General features: G+C 62.0%; 24 protein-coding genes and 1 other RNA gene. 18 read left to right on the forward strand and 7 right to left on the reverse strand.

Annotated features, from left to right (window positions below; genetic code table 11):
* Positions 1-8 precede the first annotated feature (8 nt).
* The 4 genes from AAC029_RS14105 to AAC029_RS14120 all read right to left on the reverse strand — a co-directional run bounded on the left by AAC029_RS14105 (position 9) and on the right by AAC029_RS14120 (position 5,948).
* Complete coding sequence (locus tag AAC029_RS14105; RefSeq protein ID WP_339749016.1) at positions 9-4,316, reverse strand: RHS repeat-associated core domain-containing protein; 4,308 nt, start codon at positions 4,314-4,316, stop codon at positions 9-11.
* 63 nt (positions 4,317-4,379) lie between these two features.
* Positions 4,380-4,580: an RHS repeat domain-containing protein gene (locus tag AAC029_RS14110; RefSeq protein WP_339749021.1), complete on the reverse strand. Its 201-nt coding sequence runs from the start codon at positions 4,578-4,580 to the stop codon at positions 4,380-4,382.
* Between the two features lie 480 nt (positions 4,581-5,060).
* Positions 5,061-5,489 (reverse strand): A24 family peptidase, encoded by a 429-nt coding sequence (locus AAC029_RS14115; RefSeq protein ID WP_339749024.1) that lies wholly within the window; start codon positions 5,487-5,489, stop codon positions 5,061-5,063.
* 213 nt (positions 5,490-5,702) lie between these two features.
* Positions 5,703-5,948, reverse strand: coding sequence for a helix-turn-helix transcriptional regulator (locus tag AAC029_RS14120; RefSeq protein ID WP_339749027.1), 246 nt, complete (start codon positions 5,946-5,948; stop codon positions 5,703-5,705).
* 453 nt (positions 5,949-6,401) lie between these two features.
* On the opposite strand from AAC029_RS14120, the gene AAC029_RS14125 reads away from it, so the two are divergent.
* From AAC029_RS14125 to AAC029_RS14160, 8 genes are all read left to right on the forward strand, one after another.
* A complete protein-coding gene (locus AAC029_RS14125; RefSeq protein ID WP_339749029.1) occupies positions 6,402-7,535 on the forward strand; it encodes a patatin-like phospholipase family protein in 1,134 nt (377 codons plus the stop codon).
* A 12-nt stretch (positions 7,536-7,547) separates the two neighbouring features.
* The gene (locus tag AAC029_RS14130; RefSeq protein ID WP_339749034.1) at positions 7,548-8,294 is read left to right on the forward strand and encodes an acetoacetate decarboxylase; all 747 of its coding nucleotides are present in this window, start codon (positions 7,548-7,550) and stop codon (positions 8,292-8,294) included.
* A 55-nt stretch (positions 8,295-8,349) separates the two neighbouring features.
* Positions 8,350-9,132 carry a 3-hydroxybutyrate dehydrogenase gene (locus tag AAC029_RS14135; RefSeq protein WP_339749037.1) on the forward strand — a complete coding sequence of 261 codons (783 nt, stop codon included), beginning with the start codon at positions 8,350-8,352 and terminating at the stop codon, positions 9,130-9,132.
* A gap of 265 nt (positions 9,133-9,397) precedes the next feature.
* Positions 9,398-9,756: a transfer-messenger RNA gene (gene ssrA, locus AAC029_RS14140) on the forward strand.
* 125 nt (positions 9,757-9,881) lie between these two features.
* A complete protein-coding gene (locus tag AAC029_RS14145; protein WP_339749039.1) occupies positions 9,882-10,955 on the forward strand; it encodes a DUF3667 domain-containing protein in 1,074 nt (357 codons plus the stop codon).
* A 136-nt stretch (positions 10,956-11,091) separates the two neighbouring features.
* Positions 11,092-11,568: a ClpXP protease specificity-enhancing factor SspB gene (locus AAC029_RS14150; protein WP_339749042.1), complete on the forward strand. Its 477-nt coding sequence runs from the start codon at positions 11,092-11,094 to the stop codon at positions 11,566-11,568.
* Positions 11,568-12,062, forward strand: coding sequence for a PaaI family thioesterase (locus AAC029_RS14155; RefSeq protein WP_339749045.1), 495 nt, complete (start codon positions 11,568-11,570; stop codon positions 12,060-12,062). Before AAC029_RS14150 ends, AAC029_RS14155 begins: the two co-directional genes overlap by 1 nt.
* The gene (locus AAC029_RS14160) at positions 12,059-13,276 is read left to right on the forward strand and encodes an MFS transporter (protein WP_339749048.1); all 1,218 of its coding nucleotides are present in this window, start codon (positions 12,059-12,061) and stop codon (positions 13,274-13,276) included. Before AAC029_RS14155 ends, AAC029_RS14160 begins: the two co-directional genes overlap by 4 nt.
* 48 nt (positions 13,277-13,324) lie before the next feature.
* On the opposite strand, the gene AAC029_RS14165 is transcribed toward AAC029_RS14160, so the two are convergent.
* On the reverse strand, positions 13,325-13,699 hold the full coding sequence (locus tag AAC029_RS14165) for a RusA family crossover junction endodeoxyribonuclease (RefSeq protein WP_339749051.1): 375 nt from the start codon (positions 13,697-13,699) through the stop codon (positions 13,325-13,327).
* A gap of 158 nt (positions 13,700-13,857) precedes the next feature.
* On the opposite strand from AAC029_RS14165, the gene fumC reads away from it, so the two are divergent.
* The 4 genes from fumC to AAC029_RS14185 all read left to right on the forward strand — a co-directional run bounded on the left by fumC (position 13,858) and on the right by AAC029_RS14185 (position 16,726).
* On the forward strand, positions 13,858-15,252 hold the full coding sequence (fumC, locus tag AAC029_RS14170) for a class II fumarate hydratase (RefSeq protein WP_339749054.1): 1,395 nt from the start codon (positions 13,858-13,860) through the stop codon (positions 15,250-15,252).
* Between the two features lie 6 nt (positions 15,253-15,258).
* A complete protein-coding gene (locus tag AAC029_RS14175) occupies positions 15,259-15,978 on the forward strand; it encodes a phytanoyl-CoA dioxygenase family protein (RefSeq protein WP_339749057.1) in 720 nt (239 codons plus the stop codon).
* Positions 15,975-16,151, forward strand: a complete 177-nt coding sequence (locus tag AAC029_RS14180; RefSeq protein WP_339749059.1) for a DUF4169 family protein — start codon at positions 15,975-15,977, stop codon at positions 16,149-16,151. Before AAC029_RS14175 ends, AAC029_RS14180 begins: the two co-directional genes overlap by 4 nt.
* A gap of 98 nt (positions 16,152-16,249) precedes the next feature.
* The gene (locus AAC029_RS14185; protein ID WP_339749062.1) at positions 16,250-16,726 is read left to right on the forward strand and encodes a hypothetical protein; all 477 of its coding nucleotides are present in this window, start codon (positions 16,250-16,252) and stop codon (positions 16,724-16,726) included.
* Between the two features lie 253 nt (positions 16,727-16,979).
* Here AAC029_RS14185 and AAC029_RS14190 read toward each other — a convergent pair whose 3' ends face one another.
* Positions 16,980-17,285: a hypothetical protein gene (locus tag AAC029_RS14190; protein ID WP_339749065.1), complete on the reverse strand. Its 306-nt coding sequence runs from the start codon at positions 17,283-17,285 to the stop codon at positions 16,980-16,982.
* Between the two features lie 117 nt (positions 17,286-17,402).
* Between AAC029_RS14190 and AAC029_RS14195 the strand changes: the two genes are divergently transcribed.
* Entirely contained in the window at positions 17,403-17,663 is a 261-nt protein-coding gene (locus AAC029_RS14195) for a ribbon-helix-helix domain-containing protein (protein WP_339749067.1), read from the forward strand.
* Here the strand turns inward: AAC029_RS14195 and AAC029_RS14200 are convergent.
* Positions 17,629-18,240: a hypothetical protein gene (locus AAC029_RS14200; RefSeq protein WP_339749072.1), complete on the reverse strand. Its 612-nt coding sequence runs from the start codon at positions 18,238-18,240 to the stop codon at positions 17,629-17,631. The genes AAC029_RS14195 and AAC029_RS14200 overlap by 35 nt on opposite strands.
* 116 nt (positions 18,241-18,356) lie before the next feature.
* Between AAC029_RS14200 and AAC029_RS14205 the strand changes: the two genes are divergently transcribed.
* The 5 genes from AAC029_RS14205 (at position 18,357) to AAC029_RS14225 (ending at position 24,424) form a co-directional block, all read left to right on the forward strand.
* Positions 18,357-19,991 (forward strand): chloride channel protein, encoded by a 1,635-nt coding sequence (locus tag AAC029_RS14205; RefSeq protein WP_339749075.1) that lies wholly within the window; start codon positions 18,357-18,359, stop codon positions 19,989-19,991.
* Between the two features lie 69 nt (positions 19,992-20,060).
* Positions 20,061-20,588 carry a hypothetical protein gene (locus AAC029_RS14210; RefSeq protein WP_339749077.1) on the forward strand — a complete coding sequence of 176 codons (528 nt, stop codon included), beginning with the start codon at positions 20,061-20,063 and terminating at the stop codon, positions 20,586-20,588.
* 120 nt (positions 20,589-20,708) lie between these two features.
* The gene (locus AAC029_RS14215; protein WP_339749079.1) at positions 20,709-21,059 is read left to right on the forward strand and encodes a hypothetical protein; all 351 of its coding nucleotides are present in this window, start codon (positions 20,709-20,711) and stop codon (positions 21,057-21,059) included.
* A gap of 139 nt (positions 21,060-21,198) precedes the next feature.
* Positions 21,199-23,496, forward strand: coding sequence for a UvrD-helicase domain-containing protein (locus AAC029_RS14220; protein ID WP_339749082.1), 2,298 nt, complete (start codon positions 21,199-21,201; stop codon positions 23,494-23,496).
* A gap of 304 nt (positions 23,497-23,800) precedes the next feature.
* The gene (locus AAC029_RS14225) at positions 23,801-24,424 is read left to right on the forward strand and encodes a hypothetical protein (protein WP_339749084.1); all 624 of its coding nucleotides are present in this window, start codon (positions 23,801-23,803) and stop codon (positions 24,422-24,424) included.
* Positions 24,425-24,751: the final 327 nt, after the last annotated feature.

The following is a 24,751-nucleotide window of genomic DNA, read 5'->3' on the forward strand; positions in this document are numbered from 1 at the left end:
CGGTCATCCTACGTTTCGCAATATTGGTGGCTGCTGGGTACTGCAAGGCTCGTAAGGTTAAAGCCAAGGCCAGCGGGCACGACTAGGCCTGCTAAGTTATTATGAAGCAATCTACCCGATGCCGAAAGCGTGCTAACGGCTTTGAAGCCTCTGGCTCCCCAAGCCATGAAGCCCAACGCTCCCCCTGTGGCCAAGGATCCTGCTCCGAGGATCGCGTTCTGCGGCGTACCTCCACCTGCCCAATGTGCTGCGGCGGAGACCAAGTATGCGCCTCCTCCTACGAGCCCAACCACGGTCGCGGCCACAAATAATGTAGGCGCGGTAACTGTCGTTGCTCCCATTACAAGCGCGACTGTCCCAAGGACCGCAGCTCCTGCGCCGACCCTCCCAAGGACATCTCCAGCATCGGCAAGGAAATTCCCAGCAGTCATCAGATCCACATTGCAGGGATTTGGGGGCTCCCGCTCATCCCCACGATTCCGACCACCGCCACCGCCGCCCGCACCATCCCCATCTGGACCGCTCGCAGACGGCCCCACAGGATTCGCCCAGTTCAAATAAAGGAAAATACGCCGCGGGTAGGACACGCAATGGTGGGTGTGATTATCCGCATCTGCCGGGTCACACGCCAACCCCAACGGATCCCGCGCATTCACCGGATCCCCACCCACATAAGCATAGATATTCATCCCCCCTGCCTGACCGATCGGATCGGTCTGCATGAAGCGGCCGAGGCGGGGATTGTAGGCGCGGTTCTTGTAGTGATAGAGGCCGGTCTCTTCCAGCCAGACCTGCCCGGTATAGCCATAACGGCCACTGTTGGAGGCGCCGGGCAGGCCGTATTCGTCATAGCTGTTGGTGGCCGTGGCCGTACCCGAGGCATTGGTGAGCGCAACGATGGAACCACGCTCGTCGGCGATCAGCCATTCCGGAGTCGAGGTACCGGAACCGGTATAGTGAACCAGCGGTTCATCCGTGGCCGGACCATGGACATAGCGGTCCTGCAGCACGCCGCTGCCATTATATTCGGCGATCATGTCAACGCCGTCATAGAGGAAGCCGGTTGACACCGAACCGACCTGAAGCGTGCCCAACCGGCCCAGCGGATCGTAGGCCAATGTCACCCCGCCGGAGACTGAGGTCAGCCGGTTAGAATAATCATATCCGAAGGTGTGCGCGCCATCGCCGGTCATATTGCCGCGGTCGTCATAGACTGGTGCGGTCTGGCCGGTGACGCTGGTGATCTGATTGAGGCCATCGATGCCGTAGAGCAGGTCCAGATTGACATGCCCGTTCCAGGCATAAGCATCGTTGGACGCGGCCCGGGTCGCGATCTGGCCGGCCGGATTATAGGTGAAGCTCGTCGTCACATCGTTCGTCGTGCCGGCGAGATTTTGCGTCAGCGTGCTCAGCCGCGAAGCGCTGTTGAAAGCATAGGTCGTTGTGACACCGTTTCCGCGGGTGATAGCGGTGCGGCGGCCCTGATTGTCGTAGGTGAAGCTGGCGAGCAGGGTTGAGCCGGCGCCTTGACGGATCGCCGTGACTGCGCCAGCGACATCGTGGTCATAGGTGACATAGAAGGCATCCGGCCAGGTCATCCGCGTACGTCGACCGGCGACATCGTATTGATAGGACACCGCGCCGTGCGCACCGCTCTGCGTCACCATCCGGCCAAGCGCGTCATAGGTCTGGCTCGTGGTCTGGCTGCCGGCGACAACGCTGAGCACCCGGCCAAGCAGGTCATAGGTATAGGTTTCGTCGCTTTGCCCCGACGGCGCGTCGACATTGGTGACCCGGCCAAGATTGTCATAGGTGTAGAAGAATTGCTGATTGGTCCGCACCCGCCGATTGGCGAGACGGCCATAGACATCATAGGTATAGATCTCGTCATCACTGCCCGTATTGGTGCCCGGCGTGGTCGGGCTGGGGTATTCAATCGAGGCGAGCCGGTCGAAACCGTCGCGCAGATACTGGGTGCGATTGCCTTCGCCATCGGTCAGGCTGACCAGCTGGCCATTATTGCTGTAGGCACGCGTTGCCTCGACGATCGGATCAACGCCATAGCCGCTGGTCGTGGTGAGGGCGCGGCCGAGCAGATCATAGGTATTGCGGCTGATACGGTCTGGCCCGTAAGAGCCCGCCGTGGCCGGCGTGCAGGCCGAGCTGGGCGGGGAAGCCCAGGTGGCGGCATTCATCCGCTGCGCGACACAATCAATCCGTCCGGCGCTGTTGTAGGAATACTGGATCAGCGCCTGGACCGAGCTGGCCCCGTTGATCAGACGCGCCTGGGCGGCGCGCCCGGCCGCATCATAGACCACTTCCTGCCGGTCGATCAGGGCGAAGGCGGACCAAGCCGCATCAGACTGGCTGGTCACGGTGCCAAACTCGACCTTGGTCGGCTGGCCATCGGAATTATAGGTGGTGCGCTGGGCGGGATAGGCGAGCGAGCCGGTGCCATCGGGATCGGGTCCGACCTGGCCGATCATCTGGCGCGCATTGTCATAGCGATAGCGCGTCGTATCGGCGGTGCCCGAAAGCGGGCCATCGACGGTCAGCAGATTGCGGACATGGTCATAGGCCAGCGTGGTGGTCGCGATCAGCGTGTTATTGCCGGCTTGGGCGGTGGCGGTAACCGGGACAAGATTATTGGCCACGCCGGTCGCGCCATAAGCGACGATGGTGCGTTGTTCGTTGGCGGTATTGATACAGCTTGGCGATGTGCCGCTGGAGCAGGTCGAGGATTGGGTCGGCAGATAGACCGGCGTGGCCGCCTGGATGATGCTCGAGGAGGTGCGCTTGTACCAGGCATAGAGCGGGGCATAGGTGATGCGCGTCTGCGGCCGGTCGCCGCTGCCGACCGGCGCACTGCCGGACGGCGCCGGCGCAGTTGCGGTCAGCACGCCGCCATGGGTCGGATCATAGGTGAAATCAGTTCTGCGCCCGGCCGCATCGGTCACCGATATCGGCTGATTGCAGGTGCGCGGGTTTGAGCAGCTGGCAGGATAAGCAGCGCTCGTCGTGATCGTGGTCAGACCGGAACCGGGTTTGGCAACCTGGCTCACCGCGGTGACATTGCTACGGCTGTCATAGCTGTATTCCGTATAATTACCTTCCGGCGCGGTCACGCGCGACAGACGCAATGAGGCGTCATAGGTGAAGAGTGTCCGCTTGCCGAGCGCATCCTCGGTCGCGCTGACCAGGCCCGTCGCCAGGCTGGATTCGACCTTGGTGCTCCCGCCGCCGGGATTGGTCACCGTCATGGTGCGGGTCGAACCGCCATTGACGGCGCTATAGCCCCAGCTCAGCCCGTCGAGATTGATCGCCGTCACCAGCTGATTGCTGTCATAGCTGACCGTGACATTGTCCGAAGCACTGCCCGGCCGGCGTATGCCGGTCACATTGCCGGCCGTATTGACGGTGAAGCGGGTGACGCGTCCGAGCACATCGGTATAGGTGCGGCTCGTCGAGCTCAGCTCCGCGACGGCAAGGTAGGGCCAAGTCTGGCTGTAGGAGCAGGCATTGGCGGTCGGTGAGCAGTAATCGACGGCATTATTGAGCAAGGTGGCGCGGTCCATCCGCGTCCAGGCGCCGAGATCGATGAAATTGGTCGGCGTGGCATCGCGGCCGTAATCCATATGCAGCTGATAGCCGCGATTGGAGGTCACAGATTGCAGACGGTAGGTGGTCCATGTCTTGACGATCGGATTACCCCAGGGATTCTGGATCGTCGTGTTGAACGTGGTGCTGGCATAATGATAATCGAGCCGGTCGCCATTGGGCATGGTCAGCGAAACAATATTGGCGACATCACCGCCATAGATCGGATTATTGCCGATCAGGCCGGTCGATAATACGGCGACAGCACCCGATGGCGAGGTGTAGGTGTATTGGTAAGGCGATCCGGAGGCGACCAGCGTCGAGCCATCGGCATGGACCGGTTGCCATTGCCCCCCCGACAACCCAAACAGTGTCGCCTCCCCCATCACAGTGACGAGCAGTCGGGTCGTCCCACCGTACGGCACGACCGTAACCGTGCCCATCACATCATGGCGCCAGTCATCACCGATATAGGTCTGGCCATAGGACAGGCCGCCGCCCGGCGCACCGATCGAGATAACCGGCGAATGCGCGGTGAAATTCGCCTCAACCAGGTCGACACCCGTGGGATCCGTTACCGGCACGTCGAGCGGCACAGCGCCGCCACCCACGGGAGGCGGCGCGCCCCCGCCGCCAGGCTGCAGTGCCAGACCAGCCCCGGTCAGCGCCAGCGCGCAGGCAAAACCGGACACAATGGATGAGATGGTAAATTTCGGCATGGCGGTTGCCCCGGGCTAGCTGGCGGAGTTTTGTGAAGGAATTCAGACGAGATCGGAGCGGCGTCAGGCGCCGGTCGTCTTCTTCTCGATGCGATTGCCGGCATCGTCATAGGTATAATCCGTCGTGACGCCGTTATTGACCGAGCCGGAATGGACAACCTTGATGACGCGGCCATGCGCGTCATAGGTATAGGTCACAGTCTCGGTCGCGAAGGCGGGCGCGGACAATGTCAGCACCCCCGCAATAACCAGAAAAAATCGCATGCAATCCCCCTTGGTTTAGTCAAACCCCACATCAAAGGTTGCGCGAAACAACCGGTAATGCACGCTGTGGATGATGGTAAACACAAGCGGGATACTCAATCAACACGAATTTTGCGACCGAGCACCCGTTGAGCGTTTAACCCTGCGCACGCTTGAAAACTAATTTCGCTGGTGGGAACTCGCCGCTGCGTTGGCCGCACGAACACCAACCCAAACTTGAGGTGTTTTCCAGTCTCAGGTGGTCAATTCGACGAGTCCCGAGGCGAATTCCCGAGCCCACGAGGCACCTCCCCCAAAGAAGGCTTCGCGCCGCCTGCCAAAGCCAGACTGCGTACAAGGTTCTACCACTCGGTGCGTGAAGGCCTGTGAGCCTCGCTACGAAGGCACGGCCGCTCCTCCCCCACACCCCCCTTTGCCGGAAGACCAACCTCCAGCCAAAACGTTCCACGTTGTGCTGAGCCACGGTTTGAGAATCGACACCTAGGCGAGCGGGGCGTTGTTCCAAATCCAGACCACCGCAATGCCGAAGGCCAAAAAGGGACCAAAGGCTATCCGTGTCTTGGCGGACAATGTGATGGCACCGGCAAGTCGCGCGGTGAGCACGAAAATCAACGCACTCGCGCTGGCCAACAACAGGATATAGGGCAAGGCGATCAGGCCGCACCAAGCGCCTGCCGCCGCAAACAGTTTCGCGTCGCCTCGCCCGAGACCATCCGCGCCGCGCACGCGTCTATAGCCAATTTCCATCGCGACCATGCTGGCATAACCAATGGCGGCGCCGGAAACTCCCGACCATAGAGGCATCCCGTTGAGAAAACCGGCGATCAAGCCGAAAACCATCAAGGGCAGCGTGAGGATGTCGGGCAGGCGCTGTTCGCGAGCGTCGATGAAGGCAAGCGCGGACAGCATGGTGAACAGCACGGCGCCGCTGATGATTAACGATGGTGATGAGAATATAGGCAAGCTCATTTATGTAAGACTTTTTCCGTAGGGCTGCTCTGAAGAACAGCAGAGTTTGGCCGTGGAGCATACCGTCCATGGTCGGCGCTGCCAGGTGTCGTTTCTCGATGGTGGTGAAGAACCGCGCGAGAGCACGTACTCGCTGGTCCTGGAATACGCGCGTCACCGGGTCTTATAGGCGGCCATTTTGCCGTCGATCTGAGCGAGTTCGGCAGGATCGGGATACCTTCCATCCTCCCATTTGCGGACGCTGCGCTCATTCTTGCCCAACCATTTCGCCATTCGCTCCAGCGACCAGCGACGCTGCGCGCGAAACCGATAGAGCCTCGCGTCGAATGAACCGTCCGGCAACCAGCTATCGTCTGGGAGAAAATCGATCAGAGCCGGAATATACTTTACGCGGCTCATACTCGCCCCGCTCCCACAACCCAACTACCCCCCGATGGACATTGAGGATTTCAGCGACCTCATGCTTGTGCAGGCCCAGGCTTTTACGGCGTCAACGTAACAGGTCAGGCAATCCCTTTTCGGGCGTCCGCGCCGCCGCTGGACTAGCGGCGATCAGCGTCATCCGCGCGTTCGGGAAACAAGGTGCAGCAACCAATGTGTTCTGCATATAAGCCCGGGCCGTCTGAGAGCGCCTTGTGCGCCAGCCTGCGCCTCGCGTGGGCTGGCGCAAGGCGTTTTCCGCCCACTTTGGGCACATTCAGCGATTGCGTTGCCGGCGGATAGAGCGGCAAATACCACCAACGGTTCATGCGGCACGTAGGTGAGCGAGACCGCGATATGGACCCGCTCTCGAGGGCCTGAGATCTCGATTGGGCGAATTCAGCAAAGTCGGCAGACGGCTTGGAGCGAGCGATGAATACGAGGTCCGAACACAATGTGCTGGTATTGCAGGGCGGCGGTGCGCTCGGTGCTTACCAGGCTGGCGCTTTCGAGGCGTTGTTCGCCAGCGGGCGACGCACCGAGTGGGTGGCGGGCGTGTCGATCGGCGCCATCAATGCCGTGTTGATTGCCGGAAATCCGCCGGAACATCGGGTCGACCGGCTTCGCGCCTTCTGGGATATGGTTTCGTCCGGCAGCACCGAAATGCCTTTTATCGCCGATCTGATGCCGCGCGGATTCTACAACGAGATGAGCGCCAATGCGACGATGGCACAGGGGGTGTCCGGGTTCTTTTCGCCGCGTTTTCCGCCCGCGGCCCTGATGCCCGCCGGCACTGCCGACGCCAGCAGTTTTTATGATACGGCACCGCTACGCAAAACGCTGCTGGAACTGGCAGATTTTGACTATCTCAACACGGGTGCCGTCCGGCTCTCGACCGGCGCGGTCAATGTTGAAACCGGCAATATGACCTGGTTTGACAACTCGAAACAGACGATCACACCCGAACATATCATGGCCAGCGGGGCCTTGCCGCCGGGCTTTCCAGCCATCGAGATCGACGGGCAATATTACTGGGACGGTGGCTTGGTGTCGAACACGCCGCTGCAATATGTCTACGACGAACGGCAATCCGAGGATTTGTGCATCTTCCAGGTCGATCTGTTCAATGCCCGCGGCAAGATCCCGGCGTCGATCTGGGACATCGAGGCGCGGACCAAGGATATTCGTTTTTCCAGCCGGACCCGTCTGAACACCGATCTTCTGTGCGACATGCATCTGACGCGCACGGCCGGCAAACGGCTCTATGACAAGCTTCCGCCCGAATTGCGCGATGACCCCGATGCGCGCGCATTATTGTCCAATGACAATGATCCCAATCTCACCATCGCCCACCTGATCTATCGACAGACCCGACATGAAAGCCGGTCAAAGGATTACGAGTTTTCACGCGCCTCGATGCATGACCACTGGCAGGCCGGCCAACACGACGTCGCGACCACGCTGAATCACCCGGACTGGTTGGCGCGTCACACGGACGACGAGATGAGCGCCCATATCCGGGTTTTTGATCTAACCAGAGCGCAGGCAAAACAACAGCCTGCCTGAAGGAAGCTGCACATGGACCTGAAACAGATCCGCAACACCGCCTTTGCGATGCCGCTGACCAATCCGTCCTATCCGCCAGGGCCCTACAGATTCGTCGACCGCGAATACATGATTATCAGCTACCGCACCGATATGGACGCGCTGCGGGCCGTGGTGCCCGAACCGCTGGAAGTCCTCGAACCCGTCGTGAAATACGAATTCATTCGGATGCCGGATTCGACCGGCTTCGGCGACTACACCGAGTCCGGGCAGGTCATTCCGGTCAGCTTTGAAGGCCGCAAGGGTGGTTATGTCCACTCAATGTACCTCAATGATGAAAGCCCGATTGCCGGCGGACGGGAGATCTGGGGCTTCCCCAAGAAACTGGCGGAACCTTGCCTGCATGTGGAAAAAAATGTGCTGGTCGGCACCCTCGACGTCGGCTCGATCCAGGTGGCCAGCGGCACCATGGGCTACAAGCACCGCGAGATCGACCACGACACGGTACTTCAAAGCCTGCTCACGCCGAGTTTCCTGCTGAAGATTATCCCGGATGTCGACTGCTCGCCGCGCATCTGCGAACTGGTCGAATATTATCTCGAGGATGTCACGGTGAAGGGGGCCTGGAGTGGCCCGGCCGGGCTCGAGCTGCACAGTCATGCTCTGGCGCCGGTGGCCGACCTGCCGGTGCTTGAGGTCTTGTCGGCCACACATATTCTGACGGATCTCACGATTGGGCTCGGAAAAGTCGTTCATGATTACATACCGCATTTCAAGTGAGCCGCCGCACCTGGTGCCGGCCGGCCCCTAACCGAAGATCAGAAAAGGACCCGTCATGGATTTGAATGGAAAAGTTTGCATCATCACCGGTGCTGCGCGCGGGATCGGCGCCGAGATCGCCAAACGCTATGTGCGCTCGGGCGCACGGGTCGCGATTGCCGATCTGGCGCTGGACGCAGCCGAGGCAACGGCCGCCGAACTGACTCGGATGGGCCCGGGAGAAGCAATCGGCGTCGCGATGAACGTCACCGACGAGGCGGCGGTCAATGCCGGTGTTCTCAAGGTGGTGGACCATTGGGGCGGCGTCGATGTGCTGGTGTCGAATGCCGGCATCCAGATCGTGCATGAATTACAAGATTTTCCCTTTGATGACTGGAAGAAACTGCTCTCGATCCATCTCGATGGCGCCTTCCTGACCAGCAAGGCCTGCCTGCCACATATGTACAAGGCCGGATCCGGCGCGATCATCTTCATGGGCTCGGTCCACTCCAAGGAAGCCTCGCCGCTGAAATCGGCCTATGTCACCGCCAAGCACGGGCTTTTGGGCCTGGCCCGTGTGATCGCCAAGGAGGGCGCGGCGCATGGAGTGCGGACCAACGTCATTTGTCCCGGCTTCGTTAAAACCCCCTTGGTCGAAAAGCAGATCCCCGAACAGGCAAAGGAATTGGGCATTTCCGAGGAAGAGGTCGTCAACCGGATCATGCTGGGCGGCACAGTCGACAAGGAATTCACCACCGTCGAGGACGTCGCCGAGATTGCGCACCTCTTCGCCGCCTTCCCGACCAACGCGCTAACCGGTCAGTCGATGGTCGTCAGCCACGGCTGGTTCATGGAATGATCCGGTGACCGCAGGAAACGGGCGAAAATGAACCGGACCGATATCGAGGTCCGAGCCTTCGGTTCGGCCCGCATCCTGTTTGGTATTGGCTGACTGAGCGACGCCCGGGATAATTGGCAGCCGGCTTTTGCCTGCGCACTTGCCAGAGACCTCGTGTGCGCTGTCCCAGGCGAGCTTGTAGCGGTTGAAGCCCGGATCGGGTGCTGGCTGACTGTGGTCAAGATCGGCACGGTTCTGTTCGCCTCTGTCAGTAAAACAGATACGCGTCCTTTAATTTTTGAGATTTGTTCCCTATATTGGCTTTGTCAGCTTGCTGACTATGGCGATAAACGCGCTCGTAATAACCAGACCGGACCCGGGGGCAGTACCCGGCGGCTCCACCATTACCTTCAGCTTGTATTGGCAAGCGATTATGGGGCCGAAACAGGATCGACGGATGGGTAAAGGGGAATGCTTTTGCCCGGGTGAGGCCCGATACAGGCTCATTCTTAAAGTTGCCAATGACAACTTTGCTGAAGAAGTTCGTCTCGCTGCCTAGTCAGCGCGTCTAATTTCGCACTAAACTCCTGGGTGTTCGCACGCTCAGGCGGGGTTCGGAGGCACCTGGCAACAGAAGCCTCCACTTATCTCCCACATTGCTGGCCATCCTGCATCGCCCCCGTAACCAGCGCCTCGACCGGGCCAGACCTTGACGCATGGTCCCAGCGCCCCGCTAGATAGGGTTTACCCGCGCGGCGCAGGAGCCAGAATTGACCCCGACCCAGCCACCTGCCACGCCCGGCCACGGCGTCTGCGCCAATTGCAGCGCGCCACTGCAAGGCCCTTTTTGCGCGGCCTGCGGCCAGTCGGAAGCCGATTTGCGCCGGCCCGCTCTGTCGCTGGTTACCGATTTTCTCGACGGCGCTATCTCTTGGGATGGCCGTTTCCTGACCACGTTGCGCGGCCTCTATACGCGGCCCGGCCGGGTCGCGCGCGATTATGTCGATGGCAAGCGCGTCCAGTTTTCCTCGCCGGTGCGATTTTATCTGATCATGACGCTGGCCTTCTTCGCGTTGAGCGCGGTGATCGGCATTCGGCCCGTCTCGATTACCCTCATCCCCGATGCCGCCACCATTCGCAATCAGACCGCCGAGGATATCGAGGCGAGACGTCAGGCTTGGGAAGTGATCGACGCAAGAGCAGGCAGTGCCGACGCCGGCCCGCGATTCACCTGCGGCGTGATGCCGGGCCCTGACGAAATCGCTGCCGATGGCAGCCTCGTCTTCGCCCGGGATTCCGGCATTAATGTCGGCCTCTTCGTGCGTGGCAGCTCCCCTGAAGGCCGCCGGCTCGACGCAGCCGCCGCGGACTGCTTCCGGGCAGCTCTGAGCTCCAATGGGGTCAGCTGGGTTGAGCGCATGGTGCTGGAGCGGGTGGTCATCGCGGCCATCCGGCACCCGGCAGCCTATGAAGCGCGCGCTGCGGCCATCGCCAGTCAGGCCTTCCTGTTGATGGTGGCCGCCTTTGCCGTGTTGAACATGGTCTTGCATCCCAAGCGGCGGGTGATCGAGCATATCGTCTATTCCCTGTACTGGAATGCCAGCATGGTGCCGGCTGTGCTGCTGATCATCCTGACCTTCAATCTCGGTGGAACCAGCATGCTCACGATCATCCCCCTCGCCGTGCTGGGGATTGCCATCCAGGTCTTCGCGGCCCTGCAGGAGCGCGCATTTTACGGCTCAAGCTGGATCGGCACGGTTCTGCGGCTGCCGCTCCTGTTGACGGGTTATGCGGCCGGCATGACCGCTATCCTGATCGGGTTGATCTGGCTGGGCGCGAGCTGAAGCAATTTCCCCTGACGGGCGCAATGCCGCAAACCCATTCCCCCACAACCGCGCCTTGTGCAGTTGAGCGACTAGAATCCGTTGACCTGCTCACGGCGTGAGTTACCTTTGCTGCAAGGGAAAAATGGGGACGTTCATGGCCAAGGATCTGATGCGCTACGACTTGATGGCGCAAGAGGCGCTGCGCGGCGTTGTGCGTCAGGCTCTGCTGCGAGCCGGCATGCCGCAAGGCCTGCCCGGCCCACACCATTTCTACATTACCTTCCGCACCCGCGCGCCGGGCGTCGATATCGACCCGTCCCTGCTCGAGAAATATCCCGACGAGATGACGATCGTGCTGGAACACCAGTTCTGGGATCTCGATGTCACCGAAACCGGATTCGAAGTGACGCTGAAATTCGGCGGCGTGCCGAAATATATCAAAATGCCCTATTCAGCCGTATCCCGTTTTCATGATCCCAGCGTCGGCTTTCACCTGCAATTCGACCAGACGCTTGCCAGCGATGCCCCGCCTGCCGATCATGGTCCGGGCTCGAAACCCGCACCCAAGGGCGCGCCGGCAGAGGGCGAGGCCGGACAGGTTGTCAGCCTCGACAGTTTCCGCAAGAAGTGATGGCCGGCCAGCGCCCGGTTGCACCCGATTTGAGCGACGGCCCGGTTCACCGGCTCGATGCTGAACAGATCCGCGCTCGCCTGACCGATATGACCAGCCTCGAGCATGCTGCAACGCTGCTGGGATTCCGCCTGCTCAATTTTTCCATCGATGAAGGCTGGCTTGAGGCCGAGTTCAATCCCTCTGTGCAGGTGTCCAATCTGCGCGGCGGCGTGCAGGGCGGCATGATGTGCGCCATGCTCGACGAGGTGATGTCGCTGGCCGTGCTGGTCGATCAGGGCTTCACGGTTGGCGTGCCAACGCTTGAGATGAAGACCAGCTTCCTTGCGCCCTTGCCCCTGACGCGATGCAAGGCGCGGGGCCAAGCCCTGCGGGTCGGCCGCAATGTCGCTTTCATGGAAGGCACGATCTGGACCGGCGACGGCATAATCGCCGCCAAGAGCACAGCGACCTGCCAGGTGCGCCGGCCAAGGGCCCTGCGCGACAAGGCGTGAGCCCGATCACCCCCTTCAGCGGAAAATCCCGCGCCCTTGCCCTGATCGCGCTGGCGCAATTTCTCGCGCTCTCAGTCTGGTTCGCCGGCGCCGCCGCTTTGCCGGCCCTGCTCGAAGCCACCTCCGTCTCGCCCTTCCGGCAAGCGGCACTGACCAGCGCGGTCCAGGCCGGGTTTGTGATCGGCGCCTTGCTGAGCGCGTTTTACGGCTTGGCCGACCGAATGGATCCACGGCGTCTGTTCGCAATCGGTGCGGCCATCGCCGCCCTCGCCAATCTGGCGGCACTGGCGCTACCCGCCGGCGGCCTCGCCATGATCGCCAGCCGGGCGGTCGCCGGTGCAGCCCTGGCCCTGGTCTACCCGGTCGGGATCAAACTGGCAGCCAGCTGGGCCCGCGGTGATGCCGGTCTGCTGGTCGGCCTGCTGGTTGGGGCGCTGACACTCGGTTCGGCCATGCCCTTCCTGTTCAACCTCGCCGAGATCGGGCTGGGCTGGCAAACGCCCTTCGCCCTGTCGGCCATCGCGGCTCTGTTATCCTGCGGCGTAATCCTGATGGCTCGTGCCGGTCCCGGCCTGGCGCCCGCTGCCGCCTTTGATCCGGATACGATTTCGCTGGCCGTGCGCGACCCGGCGCTGCGCTTGGCCAATCTGGGCTATCTTGGACATATGTGGGAATTATACGCGATGTGGGCCTGGATCGGCCCCTTCCTGCACGCCTATTGGGCGCCGCGGACGCAAGGCGACGCGGCCGCCAATCTGTCGGCCTTTGCCGTCGTCGCCATCGGCGCCCTAGCCTGTGTGCTGGCCGGGCGCGCCGCCGACCGTTTCGGCCGCACATCGGTGACCATGCTGGCGATGGCGATCAGCGGCAGTTGTGCCCTGATCGCCGGGCTGTTGTTCGACGCGTCACCCTGGTTGATGCTGCCGCTCCTGCTGATCTGGGGCATGAGCGTAATCGCTGACAGCGCCCAGTTTTCGGCCGCGATTACCGAACTGGCACCGCCCGCTCGCGTCGGCACGCTCCTGACCGTGCAAACGGCGATGGGTTTCGCACTGACGACGGTCATGGTGCAGGTGTTACCACTCTGGATCGGTGTGTCCGGCTGGAGCTATGCGTTTGCGCCCCTGGCGATCGGACCGGCGGTGGGCGTCTGGGCGATGTGGCGATTGCGCCAGCGACCCGAAGCGATTCGCATGGCGGGCGGACGGCGTTAAGGCCGAGCCGGCGCGGCCCCAGCATCAGCCTCTGCCTCTGCCTCTGCCTCAGGCGTGTTCGAGCACGCGTCTCTGTTTGGCCAGCGGCGGGACGATCACGGTCGGCGGTGGCTGGATCGGCCGCGCAACCACGCTGACGCGGGCATGCTCGCCGGCATGTTTGCTCACCGACAGACGATTGACCGGACTGTCGGCATGACACACCACGCCAGACAGGGCGTCGAGCACAGCCTTGGCAACGCGCTCGACATCGTTGTCGGCCTCGGTGCCGGGCCGTTCGATCCGGACACAGACCTCATAGGCAAGGCATGGCGAGCGGTCGCGCTTGAACTCCAGACGTAAAAATTCACCGATCAGACAGCGGAAGCGGCGCGTCTGGCTGGTCAGCGCGTCAACGCGCAGATTGAGTTCGTCACCGGACATGTTGGATAAATTCGCCCCTGATACCAAACTGGTCTGACGCTGTGCCCCCGCGGCGATGCGCATCATCATCTTGATCCGTCATCTGTGAGTGATACACGTCCGACCTGTTCTTCACCATCTTCGTCTGGCGCGACACGCGCTGCAAGGAGCTTCCCCTCATGCGCGAGACCCGCACCGAAACCGACAGCTTTGGCCCCCTCGAAGTTCCCGTCGAAAAGCTCTGGGGCGCGCAGACCGCCCGCTCCCTGAAGAATTTCCCGATCGGCACCGAAACCATGCCGAAACCACTGATCCGCGCCCTCGGCATCGTCAAGTACAGCGCAGCGCGCGCCAATCGCCGCCTCGACAATCTCGAAGCGCCTCTGGCCGACGCCATTTCCCAGGCCGCGCTGGAAGTCGCCGAAGGCAAGCTCGACGATCACTTCCCCCTGTCGGTGTGGCAGACGGGTTCGGGCACCCAGTCGAACATGAACACCAATGAGGTCGTCTCCAATCGCGCCATCCAGATCCTCGGCGGCACGGTCGGCTCCAAGGATCCGGTGCACCCGAATGATCACGTCAATCGGGCCCAATCCTCCAATGATACTTTCCCGACCGCGATGCACATCGCCGCCGCCGAGGAGATCACCCATCGTCTGATCCCGGCGCTGCACAAGCTGCACAATGCCCTCAACGACAAGTCGCAGGCGTTCAAATCCATCATCAAGATCGGCCGCACGCACTTGCAGGACGCAACGCCACTGACCCTCGGCCAAGAGTTTTCCGGCTATACGGCGATGGTCGCCAATTCGATCCGCCGCGTCACATCGGCCCTGCCGGGCCTCTATGAACTGGCCCAGGGCGGCACCGCCGTCGGTACCGGGCTGAACACCAAGATCGGTTTCGCCGAAACCTTCGCCGAAGAAGCCGCCGCCTTCACCAAAATCCCCTTCGTCACCGCGCCCAACAAATTCGAGGCGCTGTCGACCAAGGATGGCCTGGTCGAAGCCCATGGCACGCTCAATTCCGTTGCCGTCTCGCTGTTCAAGATCGCCAGCGATATCCGCCTGCTTGGCTCGGGTCCGCGCTCGGGCCTCGGTGAGCTGGCCTTGCCGGAAAACGAGCCGGGTTCCTCAATCATGCCCGGCAAGGTCAATCCGACCCAGTGCGAGGCGCTGACCATGGTCTGCACCCAGGTGATGGGCAATAATACCACCGTCTCGATGGCCGGCAGCCAGGGTCATCTCGAACTGAATGTGTTCAAGCCGGTGATCATTTTCAACGTGCTGCAATCGATCCGCCTGCTCGCCGACGCCGCCGACAGCTTCACGACACGCTGCGTCATCAGCATCACTGCCCGCGAAGACAATATCGCCCTGCTGATGAACCGCTCACTGATGCTCGTCACCGCGCTCAACTCCACCATCGGCTATGACAAGGCCACCATCGTCGCCAAGACCGCCCACAAAAACGGCACCACCCTGCGCGAAGAAGCCGTCAAGCTCGGTTTCGTCACAGCCGAACAGTTCGACGCCATCGTGCGGCCGGAAAATATGTTGGGGCCAAAGGACTAGGCGATTTTGGCTGACCAACTCCCGAGCGAACCGGACATCGCCAGTTTTCGTACGGATGGAGTCCTGCTCCTCCAAGGGGCGGGACGCGCCTTCCTGCGCTCGGGGGCCGGCAAAGCGCTTTCCGAGGCCGAAACCAGCGGCCCCGGCATCCGCATCACCGGGCCGGGCCGCGAACTGCTCGACGAAATATGCGGGCCGCGGAAGCTGGCAGACTTGGCATCCCGGCTGGCCGGCGAGCCGCTCCGCCCCATCAGAATTCTCCTGTTCGACAAAACCCAATCATCGAATTGGGCGATCACCTGGCATCAGGACCGCGTGGTGCCCCTGCGCGAAAAGCGCACCCTCCCCGGCTTCACCCGCTGGACCACGAAGTCCGGCATTCCCCATGTCGAGCCGCCGGAAGACCTGAGCCGCCGGATGATCTCGATTCGCTTGCACATCGATGATTGTGGTCCGGCCAACGGGCCGCTTTCTGTGATCCCGGGATCGCACGAGCTGGGCCGCCTGACCGATGAGCAAATTGCCATTCTGTGCGGGCGTGAAACGCCCGTCAGCTACCCGGCGCAGGCCGGAGACCTTTTGATTCTCAGAACCCTCACCGTGCACGCGTCGGACCGGGCGGAACGACCATCGCGCCGCCGCGTCCTGCACATTGATTTCGCTCCCGATGAGCTCCCGCAGGGTCTAGACTGGGCCTTCAATCTGGATGGAGTGGTGATGGAATGAGCAGACCGGTCAACCTCAAACAGGCCCGCAAGCGCAAGGCACGGGCCGAAAAGTCCAAAAAAGCCGAGGCCAACCGGCTGCTACATGGCCAGCCGAAAGCCGTGACGGATCTGGCGAAGGCGCAGGCCGCGAAAGCTGCGCGCGAGCTGGACGGGAAGAAGCTGGAGAGCTGATCAAGCTATGATCCTCACCAGCTCCGACAGCCTCGCGCTTCCGAAGGGGACGCCTTATAATTTGTCCCCGGGACATCCCCCTTATCCGGAGGTCAATCATGGTCGTCGCACTTTTAGCCAGCCTAATCCTGCAGACAGCAAGTCCAGACACTGCCATTGAATTCATCGAAGTTCAGACCGCCGTTGACGCCATTGACGGGCTCGAGGGGCGCATATCCGAATACATTTACTGCGGTGACGAGCACGAGTTTTTCCGGATCGATTGCGGGGTGGTGACCAGTTCGGGGGAGGAATTGACGATTTTTGGCGGCTCCATCACGCGTTCGGTCGTGCGCGCGGGGCGGTCCTGGACTTACGCGACCCCGGTCGGCAGCATAAGTTCCGGTCAGGAATTTCCCGACACGGTGGAGATGCTCGAGCGGTTTTGCGATCACAACGCTGTGACGATGAGAGACGACAGCCTGTCCCTGCTCGCATGGAAGTGTCGGAATCTACCCGAAGACGCGCTTCTCAGAATTCAATTTGACAGCGACTACAGTTCAGTCGCGATCGAGCAATCAATCCCGTCGCCTTGAAGCAGAATGATCGATCCCGGAGATCGGGGGAAATTGGGGACACCTAATTGGTGACACTCGCAATTTTCCAGAACCTAACTCCCAGAGCAGATTGATCCCCCTCAAAGCTCGCCCGCGCCTAACCGGGGGGAATCCAGCCAGGCTCCCAACCGATGGCAGACCCCGGAATTCGCTGCGCGCCTCCGGGGGAAGGCGGTGTGTTGGGTGGTGAGGAACCTAAAGTGATGCCAGCGGCCAATAGCCCACCGCAGGCCTAAAACCCCGAATTATACATCGGAAACTCACCGCGCCGGCGCTTGTACTCGGCGCGAAAACGTTCGGCTTCTTCCGATTCGCTCAGGCTTTCGAAATACAGAAAAGCTTTGGGTGCGACCGGCCAGTTGCCCACCGGTTCGGCAGCGACATGCTTGAAAGCCTCGCGCAGCGAACGCGAGGAGGCAATCTTCAACACCGAGGACGGATCACTCTCCGAGCGCAGCAGGACGTAGACGCCCGGCCGGTTCGGGACGCGCCGCTCATTCATCGCCGAAAACGGCAGGGGGGTGCTCCATTTGCGCATGGCTTGATCTAACAGGACAAAGGCTGAAAATTGGTAACTGAAAGGCCACAAGCTGCAGTTGGCCTCGATGAATGACCCGGCACTTGCCTGCCGGCCCGGCCTGGGGGATGGTCGGCCATGCCCTTGCTCAAACGCTCAGTCTCACTTGCCGGCCATCGCACCAGCCTGTCGCTGGAGGCGGAATTCTGGGCTGTTATTGACGCCGCCATCCGCGCCGATGGTGTGTCGCTGGCCGGTCTGATCGCCCAGATCGACGAAGCGCGCGGCCTCGAACCACTGGCTTCGTCGATGCGGGTCTGGGCCCTGAAACGGGCGCAGGCGTCAGAGAGTGATCAGCGAGTGATCAATGACCGGGCCGACGCTGGGCCGCGATGGTGAGTACATCCATCTCTGAATCGAGATCAAATACGATCGGCTCGTCGACACCGCACTGCCAGTCCGGCGCCAGATAATCGGCGGCATCGCGCGCGATCTGGTTGGCATTGGGCTGCTGCGCCGCTTCGACATAGGCGACATGGCAAGCGCCCAGCTCGCCCTCGGGCCGTAGTGCCGTGACGGTGAGATATTGGCCGCCCTCGCCGGCCTGAAAGCCCGTGAAGATCGAACGATGGATCGTCGCGAAGGCAGTCCCGGACGCGTCCAGCCGCCACTCCATCACCTGACCGAGATCCTGAAACACCCCGACGCGTGGCGGGCTCTCGCTCCACTGGGCCTCCAAGCCGCGCCGGGAATAGGCCACTGCCGCCCCATGCTCGCCGGCGAGAATATGGACCGTCCATGCGCCATAACCAGCGCAGTCGGAATAGAAGACCGGATCGTCCTCGGCTTCGCGCGTGGTGCAATCGTCGAAGACGCGGACATAGGCGCTGTCATTGGCCCCATCATCGGCTTGGGCGCAGCCCGGGGCCGATAGTGCGAAAACAGCAATCAGGCTTGCAGGAACAAAGTGTTGCATGAGATCTCCTTTTTCCAGCCCACTCTAAGGCGGAAAACCGGTCTGCGGCCAGAAAAAATCGGGCGCCATCCACGCTGGCCCTTGACCCGACCGCCCCGGCACGGCAAATCGCCGCCGTGTCCAGTTCGAAACCCAATCGCTCAGTGTTCGGGATGATCGGCCGCGCCACCCGTGAGGGCCGCGGCCCGATTCTGTGGTTGCTCGGCATCGGCGTCGGTCTGGTCGCCGGCTTTGCGACCCTGGGCTTGCGGTTGAGCATTTCGATGGTCGAGCAGACCGCCTATGGGGTCACAGACCCGCATCTGGCCACCCATGCGGCAACCCTGCCCTATTTGCGTCTGATCCTTGTTCCCGTCGCCACCGGCGTGGTGATCTCGGCGCTGTATTATCTGGGGATGAGGCTAGGGCTGGTGAAAAACCCGGCCGGCAAGACCGTCGCCGACCTGCTCGAAGCGCGTGCCGTCAAGGGGGGCAAGGTCGAGCTGGGGGCCGGCCTGTATTCGGCCCTGCTATCGGCGATCTCGCTCGGCGGCGGCGCCAGTGGTGGACGCGAGGGACCGGCCGTCAATCTCGGCGGCACGATGGGATCAGCGCTGGCGGCCTGGCTCAACATGCCGGCCCGCGCCAGCCGCATCCTGCTCGCCTGTGGTGCGGCAGCCGCCGTATCCGCCAGTTTCAACGCCCCGGTTGCCGGCGCCCTGTTCGCCTTCGAAGTTGTGCTCGGCCATTACGCGCTGCGTTCAATCGCCCCGGTCGCCGTCGCCAGTGTGGTTGGCGCCCTGACCCTGCGTTTCTATCCCGGCAATGACACGGTGTTTGGCCTGCTGCCGGTCGGACCGGCGGGACTGTGGGATTATCCCGCTGCGGCTGTGCTCGGCATTGCCGCCGCCGGCCTGGCGATCCTGTTTGATCGCGGCGTTCTGCACGGGCCGGTGATTGTGACCGGTTGGGCGACACGGCTGCGCTTTCCGCTCTGGTTGCTGCCGATCCCGGGCGGACTGCTGATCGGACTGCTGGCGCTGATCGCGCCGGAAATCCTCGGCGTCGGCTATGAGACGACGTCGAATGCACTGCACGTGGCCTATCCGCTGCAATTGCTGCTGCTCTTCATCGTCATGAAAATCATCGCCACCACCATCACCCTGTCCTTCCGCTTTGCCGGCGGCGTGTTTTCACCCTCGATCTATCTCGGCGCGATGCTGGGCTCGGCCTTCGGGCTGGTGATGGTCAACCTGTTCGGCGATGCGACGGCTGGTGCCGCCTTTTACGCGGTGATCGGGATGGGGGCTGTGGCCGGCGCCGTGCTCGGCGCGCCGCTCTCCACGACGCTGATCGTGTTCGAACTGACCTCCAGCTATGAAGCTTCGGTCGCGGTTCTGGTCTCGGTCTCGCTGGCCACCATCCTGACCCAATCAACGCTGGGCGGTTCGCTCTTCCAGCGCCAGGTAATGCAGTTTGGCTATGATATTTCCGGCGGCTCCAGCCGGCTGGTGCTGCAAACCGTGCGGGTGCGCGATTTCATGATGCCGCTCGATCGATGGGGCGAATCGGAACTCGCCGCCGGCAGTTGCCTGTATGAGGACGATACGCTGGACCGGGCGCTCGGCCTGCTCGATGCCGAACAGCTCGACGGCGCACCGGTGCGCAGCCGCTCCGGCGACCAGCCCGTCATTGGCTGGGTTACCCAAGCTGACGCCCAGGCCGCCTATGCCAAGCGTCTGGCCGAAATCAGCGAGGAAGAGCATCGCTGAGCGCAGCCGTTTCGAAGCCGCACACGATGATTATCCGTCTGGAAAGAATGTTGGAATATGACTGTCCACATGACGGCATCACGGCAAGCAGTGACGGAGCCAACTCCGCTTCTGGGCCAGGGCACACTCGGCCCTGACGCCCTGCGCGCTGCCAATATCAATCCCGACACCGGCTTGGCGACCGACTATCTCAATCACTTCAACGAAGTGATGATGCTGATGGAAATGCTCCCCGACATGCCCGATTGCGCTGAAGACGTGCTCGACTGGGCCCCGGCCGATTATATCGAACACTTCACCAATTCCGGCTTCAAGGACAAGGAATTGGCCGTCCTCGCCTATCACGCCGCACCGCACGAAGTGCGGGCGCATCTGGTCACGCTGGTGCTGCAAATCGAGGCTGAAGTGGAACGGGCCCAGGCCATGTTACGCGAAGATGCCGGCGACACGGCCTGCCGCGCCGTCGCCCGGCTGGCCACCGACTGTATCAAGCCACTGATCCTCGCCGCCTCCAGCGCCATTCACGGCCAAGCGGAAAGCGAAGACGATGATCAGGACGAAAGCGTCCAAGCCGGCGTCGACGCCCTGTTCGGCTAGCGGGTTTGCCGTCGCCGCGAGCGGGGCCTCACGCAATCTCATATTGTATGAGTAGGGTTGTGACGCGACGTCGTTAATAACCCCGCGACGCCAAATCGCCCGCAATCATGAGACTCACGAATGCCCCGCCTGACACTGGTTCCACCAACCGCGCAGCGCCCGCCTCCATGCCCGGTCGAGGAGTTTCAAGCCATCCTGGCCGAGCTCCATGCGTGCCGAGATGGCGAGACCGACGGTCCCGCCGTGTTGTGGCTGATCAATGACCTGATGCGCTATTGTGAGGACCGGCTTGAGGAATGCGATAACGGGTCGGCCGAGGGCGCGGCCCTGGTTCTGCGTCGCCAGAAATTCCTCGCGGGCCTGACCGGATTCGCCGAACAGATCCGCAAATCGAATGGCGAGCTGAGCGATGAATTCATCGCCTTCCTCGCCACGGCACCGGCAGCGATGGACGACCTGACGACAAATTGAGGCCTGACCGGCCCACCGCAAGGTTCGGCACGGCCGGGAAATGCGAACAAAAAACGAACAATTACACATCACCGGCTTGGGATTGCGCGTTATTCAGTCCAAACTAGGCGATTGAACGACTCGTTATTCGCAGGCTGGCATGACTTCGCTCACGATTTCCGACATGGCGCGTCCGGCGCCGCCCTCGCCTTATCTTGAAGGCCTCAATGGCGAGCAACGTCAGGCCGTTGAAGCGCTTGACGGAGCTGTGCTGGTTCTCGCCGGCGCCGGCACCGGCAAGACCCGCGTCCTGACCACCCGCCTTGCCCATATCCTCGCCACCGGCCGCGCGCGGCCATGGGAGATCCTCGCCGTCACCTTCACCAACAAGGCGGCGCGCGAGATGAAGGAGCGGGTCGGCAAGATCATCGGTGAAGCCGTCGAAGGCGTGCCGTGGATGGGGACATTCCACTCGGTCTCGGCCCAGATATTGCGCCGCCATGCCGAGCTGGTGGGTCTGAAATCCTCATTCACCATTATCGATACCGACGACCAACTGCGCCTGATGAAACAGCTCATCCAGGCCGAAGGCATTGACGAAAAGCGCTGGACACCGCGCCATCTCGCCTCGGTGATCGATGGCTGGAAAAATCGCGGCCTGATGCCGGCCCAGCTCAGCGAGGAAGACAAATACGCCTTCGCGGAAGGCCGCGGCAAAGACCTCTACGCCATGTATCAGACGCGCCTGAAAGTTCTCAATTGCTGCGATTTCGGCGACCTTCTGCTGCACACCTTGCACATTCTCAAAGACCATGGAGACGTGCTGGCCGAGTATCACCGCAAATTCCGCTACCTGCTGGTCGATGAGTATCAGGACACCAATGTCGCCCAATATATGTGGCTGCGCCTGCTCGCCAAGGGCACCGGAAATCTGTGCTGCGTCGGCGATGACGACCAGTCCATCTATGGCTGGCGCGGCGCCGAGGTCGACAATATCCTGCGCTTCGACAAGGATTTTCCCGGCGCCACCGTGATCCGACTGGAGCGCAATTACCGCTCGACCGAACATATCCTCGGCGCCGCCTCCGGCCTGATCTCCGCCAATCGCGACCGGCTCGGCAAGACGCTGTGGACCGATGAGGAAGGCGGCGAGAAAGTCCAGGTTCGCGGCCTGTGGGATGGCGAGGCGGAAGCGCGCTTCGTCGCCGAGGAATGCGAGAACTGGGTCTCGGCCGGCCGGTCCTATGCCGATATCGCCATCCTGGTACGCGCCTCCTGGCAGATGCGGGCGTTTGAGGAGCGCTTCATCATGCTCGGCATGCCCTACAAGGTGATCGGCGGCCCGCGCTTCTTCGAACGCGCCGAAGTGCGCGACGCCCATGCCTATTTGCGCCTCGTGCGTTCGCCGGAAGACGATCTCGCCTTCGAGCGCATCGTCAACACGCCCAAGCGCGGCATTGGCGATACCAGCGTCCAGAAGATCGCCATGCTGTCGCGCGAAAAGCAGATTTCGATGACCGAGGCGACGCGGATCATTGTCGGCACCGACGAGATCCGCGGCAAGGCGCGCACCAGCCTGCAGGTCTTCCTGCGCGATCTGGCGCGCTGGCGCGATCTCTCTGAAACCAGCCCGCTCAACGAGATGGCCGAGATCATCCTCGATGAAAGCGGCTACACCGCGATGTGGCGCGAGGACAAGACACCCCAGGCCGCCGGCCGCCTTGAAAACCTCAAGGAACTGGTCAGCTCAATGGCCGAATGGGACACGCTGGAAGCCTATCTCGAACACGTCGCCCTGGTGACCGATGCCGACCGCGCCGTCAGCGAAGACGAAGTCTCGCTGATGACGCTGCACGGCGCCAAGGGCCTGGAATTCCCCCACATCTTCCTGCCCGGCTGGGAAGAGACGGTCTTCCCTTCCCAGCGCTCGCTCGATGAAGGCGGCACCAAATCCCTCGAGGAAGAGCGCCGCCTCGCCTATGTCGGCATCACCCGCGCCCGCGAACGCGCCATCATCACCTTCACCGCCAACCGCATGATTTATGGCCGCTGGCAGTCCGTCCTCCCCTCAAGATTCGTCGATGAACTCCCCCTCGATCATGTCGAGGCGCGCAGCGAAACCGGCTATTACGAAGGCGGCGGCCCCGGCTTTGAAAACGTAAGACAGACCGCCGACCCCATGGCCTCAAGCTATTCCAGCCCCGGCTGGAAACGCTACCAGGCCTCAGCCCAAGAGAACCGCCGCTCCGCCCCGCCCATGATCAACGCCAAAGCCAACCTCATCGAAAGCGGCCCCGTCGGCGGCGGCACCGGCAAATGGAAAACCGGCGACCGGGTGTTCCACGACAAGTTCGGCTATGGAACGGTGAAAGTCTCGGATGGGTCGAAATTGACGGTGGCGTTCGACAAGGCCGGGATGAAGAAGGTGGTGGAGAGCTTTGTGAAGGAGCTGCCGTGAGGAGCGCCAAGCTCCCGGCGATAACACTCTACGACCATCACCAGCTCCGCCCCCTTCGGGGGCACCTCTTCCATCAAGGAAGAGGAGGGAGCGCGCTCGATGCCATGCGCGATGCTGCGCAACGGAATTGCCAGACGAAGCCGCAAAGCCCCTCCTCTTCCTTGATGGAAGAGGTGTCGGCGCAGCCGACGGAGCTAGTGAAGCTCGTAGAGTAAAGCGCCTTGGCTCGCCTAAAAATGGACAGCCATTTGCGCGGTGACAGAGCGCCGCAGAGAATTATGATGCGGGTCAGGAGGAGAATGCGATGATCCTGCTTGCCCTTAGCCTGCTGGTAACCACCGAAGACTGGCCACTGCCGATTGAACACCAGGTCTGCCGTCAGACTCCCGCGCCAGACCGGCCTGACGGCGCTCATCCCGTCTTCCTGCCCTCGGACGGTAGCCTTGTACCCGCAATATTTCCGACCGGCGCGCTGGATCCCTTCATGTGCCGTTGGTTTTCCTACGAGCTGTACACGCTCGGTGACGGTCCGCTTGAGCCGGAAACCGGCACCACCCTCTACCGCTTCACTCGAGTGCGTTCCTTCGACGTGCCGGTGCGCTACAGCCTGGCCCTGCCGGACGATGGCAGCGCAGGTCGGCTTGATTGGGTGATCGGGGCAATGCGAAACGGAGAGCACGCGTCGCCGCTGACCGGACATCGCGAATTGACCGACGCAGAGACCGCCGAGCTCCGTACGCTGGCTGCCGGCGCAGACGGCTGCACGATTGGCGTCACGAGCGAACGATATGGTGTGGACGGCGAGGAATGGCTCTATGAGTCTGTTAACGACGCGGATTATTGCTTCGCCTACCGGTTGACCCCGCCAGAGGGTGAATTTCGCAGCTTCGGTGCCGCCCTGATCGAGCTGGTGGAACTTCCGCACTGATAGCCCGCCCTCTCCGTGAGGAGAGGGTCCAGCGAAGCCGGGGGTGAGGCGGGCCATGCCAAGTTCGCTCGCACTACGCCAATTATCTTCCAAAACCAAACCCTTGTCATCCCTGACGGATGCCCGGGCGCGAAGCGGTCCGGGCGGAGATCAGGGACCCAGACCCGGCATCGCTCATCCAGCTCGCGCAAGCGCGAATTTCCACCGACCCGCCGCTGACGCACGAAGCGTCGGGCGTCTGGGTCCCTGATCTGCGCCCCGCCTCCGCGGGGCATCCGTCCGGGATTGTCTGTTGGGTGTGGTGTTATAGTGGGGTGCCGGATTGGG

It is taken from the genome of uncultured Maricaulis sp., from assembly GCF_963975345.1.
In the GTDB taxonomy this organism is placed as follows: domain Bacteria; phylum Pseudomonadota; class Alphaproteobacteria; order Caulobacterales; family Maricaulaceae; genus Maricaulis.

Excerpts from the sequence above, each read along its gene's own strand:
- AAC029_RS14110 (WP_339749021.1), bottom strand. The coding sequence starts at position 4,580 with ATGCGATTTTTTCTGGTTATTGCGGGGGTGCTGACATTGTCCGCGCCC.
- AAC029_RS14225 (WP_339749084.1), top strand. The coding sequence starts at position 23,801 with ATGATCCTGCTTGCCCTTAGCCTGCTGGTAACCACCGAAGACTGGCCA.
- AAC029_RS14165 (WP_339749051.1), bottom strand. The coding sequence starts at position 13,699 with ATGTCCGGTGACGAACTCAATCTGCGCGTTGACGCGCTGACCAGCCAG.
- AAC029_RS14190 (WP_339749065.1), bottom strand. The coding sequence starts at position 17,285 with ATGCGCAAATGGAGCACCCCCCTGCCGTTTTCGGCGATGAATGAGCGG.
- AAC029_RS14125 (WP_339749029.1), top strand. The coding sequence starts at position 6,402 with ATGAATACGAGGTCCGAACACAATGTGCTGGTATTGCAGGGCGGCGGT.
- AAC029_RS14150 (WP_339749042.1), top strand. The coding sequence starts at position 11,092 with ATGGCCAAGGATCTGATGCGCTACGACTTGATGGCGCAAGAGGCGCTG.
- AAC029_RS14120 (WP_339749027.1), bottom strand. The coding sequence starts at position 5,948 with ATGAGCCGCGTAAAGTATATTCCGGCTCTGATCGATTTTCTCCCAGAC.
- fumC (WP_339749054.1), top strand. The coding sequence starts at position 13,858 with ATGCGCGAGACCCGCACCGAAACCGACAGCTTTGGCCCCCTCGAAGTT.
- AAC029_RS14185 (WP_339749062.1), top strand. The coding sequence starts at position 16,250 with ATGGTCGTCGCACTTTTAGCCAGCCTAATCCTGCAGACAGCAAGTCCA.
- AAC029_RS14135 (WP_339749037.1), top strand. The coding sequence starts at position 8,350 with ATGGATTTGAATGGAAAAGTTTGCATCATCACCGGTGCTGCGCGCGGG.
- AAC029_RS14130 (WP_339749034.1), top strand. The coding sequence starts at position 7,548 with ATGGACCTGAAACAGATCCGCAACACCGCCTTTGCGATGCCGCTGACC.
- AAC029_RS14155 (WP_339749045.1), top strand. The coding sequence starts at position 11,568 with ATGGCCGGCCAGCGCCCGGTTGCACCCGATTTGAGCGACGGCCCGGTT.
- AAC029_RS14200 (WP_339749072.1), bottom strand. The coding sequence starts at position 18,240 with ATGCAACACTTTGTTCCTGCAAGCCTGATTGCTGTTTTCGCACTATCG.
- AAC029_RS14195 (WP_339749067.1), top strand. The coding sequence starts at position 17,403 with ATGCCCTTGCTCAAACGCTCAGTCTCACTTGCCGGCCATCGCACCAGC.
- AAC029_RS14105 (WP_339749016.1), bottom strand. The coding sequence starts at position 4,316 with ATGCCGAAATTTACCATCTCATCCATTGTGTCCGGTTTTGCCTGCGCG.
- AAC029_RS14215 (WP_339749079.1), top strand. The coding sequence starts at position 20,709 with ATGCCCCGCCTGACACTGGTTCCACCAACCGCGCAGCGCCCGCCTCCA.
- AAC029_RS14180 (WP_339749059.1), top strand. The coding sequence starts at position 15,975 with ATGAGCAGACCGGTCAACCTCAAACAGGCCCGCAAGCGCAAGGCACGG.
- AAC029_RS14210 (WP_339749077.1), top strand. The coding sequence starts at position 20,061 with ATGACGGCATCACGGCAAGCAGTGACGGAGCCAACTCCGCTTCTGGGC.
- AAC029_RS14220 (WP_339749082.1), top strand. The coding sequence starts at position 21,199 with ATGACTTCGCTCACGATTTCCGACATGGCGCGTCCGGCGCCGCCCTCG.
- AAC029_RS14115 (WP_339749024.1), bottom strand. The coding sequence starts at position 5,489 with ATGCTGTCCGCGCTTGCCTTCATCGACGCTCGCGAACAGCGCCTGCCC.